1 protein-coding gene and 1 pseudogene are annotated in these 2,046 nt (G+C 50.4%); both read left to right on the forward strand.

Annotated features, from left to right (window positions below; genetic code table 11):
• Window positions 1-900, forward strand: a pseudogene (locus tag DWX84_RS21280) (response regulator); the annotation flags it as partial.
• Window positions 893-2,046: sigma-54 dependent transcriptional regulator (locus DWX84_RS21285; RefSeq protein WP_233573985.1), on the forward strand; the 1,154-nt coding region annotated here is incomplete at its 3' end. The pseudogene DWX84_RS21280 and the gene DWX84_RS21285, both read left to right, overlap by 8 nt.

The following is a 2,046-nucleotide window of genomic DNA, read 5'->3' on the forward strand; positions in this document are numbered from 1 at the left end:
GCCGCCGCAAAAGACGGCTTCGGATTAGGATTGTCCATCGTGCAGCGTATTGTGGCGATGCTCGGTGGAACTATACGCTTGGAAAGCGAGAAAGGCAAAGGGAGCCGCTTCACGGTGGAAATTCCCATGCAGACAGCCGAGGAACTGCCGGAACAGACAATTCAAGCGCAAATGCGCCATAATCATATCTGCCATGATGTGATTGCCATCGACAATGACGAGGTACTTCTCCTTATGTTGAAAGAAATGTATGCCCATGAAGGGATGCACTGCGATACCTGTACCAATGTTTCGGTACTGATGGAGCTGATACGAAAAAAGGAATACAGCCTGCTTCTGACGGATCTGAATATGCCTGAGATAAGCGGTTTTGAACTGCTGGAACTGTTGCGCTCATCCAATGTAGGCAACTCGAAGAGTATTCCCATAGTCGTGACAACCGCTTCGGGCAGTTGCAGCAAGGAGGAACTTATAGGGCGTGGATTTGCCGGATGCCTGTTCAAGCCGTTCTCCATATCCGAACTGATGGAGATTACGGATAAATGCGCATTAAGCAGCATATTGGATGAAAAGCCGGATTTTTCCACTCTGCTATCTTATGGCAATGAATCCGTCATGCTGGACAAACTGATAGCGGAAACCGAAAAGGAAATGCAGGCGGTCAAGGATGCAGAACAGCGTAAAGACCTCCAAGAACTGGACACACTTACACACCATCTGCGAAGTTCATGGCAGATTCTCCGTGCCGACCAGCCATTGAGGGAACTTTACGCCCAACTTCATGGAAGTGCCACTCCAGATGACGAAGCGATATGCAAAGCGGTGACCGGCTGTGCTGGATAAAGGTGCTGAAATTATCCGGCAGGCAAAAGAAGAAAGGAAAAATACGAAAATGGATAAAACAAGAATCATCGTGGTGGAGGACAATATCGTGTATTGCGAGTTTGTCTGCAACCTGCTGGCACGGGAAGGATTCCGTACCGTGCAGGCTTACCACCTCTCGACCGCGAAGAAACTTCTGCAACAAGCCTCAGACGGGGACATCGTGGTTTCTGACCTACGACTACCCGACGGTGACGGCATCGACCTATTACGATGGATGCGCAAGGAAGGCATGACACAACCGTTAATCATCATGACCAACTATGCCGAAGTGCATACGGCAGTCGAAAGTATGAAACTCGGCTCGCTGGACTATATCCCCAAGCAGCTTGTGGAGGATAAACTTATGCCTCTGCTTCATACCATCCTGAAAGAACGGAGTATCGGACGAAATCGTATGCCCGTTTTTGCCCGTGACAGTTCCGCCTTTCAGAAAATCATGCAACAGATAAGATTAGTTGCCCCTACTGATATGAGCGTGCTGATATTCGGAGAGAACGGCACGGGCAAGGAGCATATCGCCCACCATCTGCATGATAAGAGCAAAAGGGCAGGGAAACCGTTTGTGCCTGTGGACTGCGGTTCACTCTCCAAAGACCTTGCGCCCTCGGCATTCTTCGGACATGTCAAAGGCGCGTTTACGGGTGCGGACAGCACAAAGAAAGGATACTTCAATGAGGCAGAGGGTGGCACATTGTTCTTGGATGAGGTAGGCAATCTCGCATTGGAAACCCAGCAGATGTTACTCCGTGCCATACAGGAACGGAGATACCGCCCTATAGGTGACAAGACGGACAAGAGCTTCAATGTCCGCATCATCACCGCCACCAACGAGGATCTGGAGAAAGCGGTCATTGAAAAACGTTTCCGACAGGATTTGCTGTACCGTTTGCACGACTTCGAGATAACTGTTCCGCCCTTGCGTGACTGTCAGGAGGACATCATGCCGTTGGCGGAGTTCTTCCGTGAGATTGCCAACAATGAATTGGAATGTAGCGTGACTGGGTTCGATGCGGAAGCCCGTAAGACATTGCTGACCCATCCGTGGCCGGGTAATGTCCGTGAGCTTCGGCAGAAGATAATGGGCGCGGTGTTGCAGGCACAGACGGGAGTTGTCATGAAAGAGCATCTGGAACTTGCCGTAACGAAACCGACCTCACCTGT

Origin of the sequence: Parabacteroides sp. AF21-43 (assembly GCF_003635435.1) — a bacterium.
Classification (GTDB): Bacteria; Bacteroidota; Bacteroidia; order Bacteroidales; family Tannerellaceae; genus Parabacteroides; species Parabacteroides distasonis.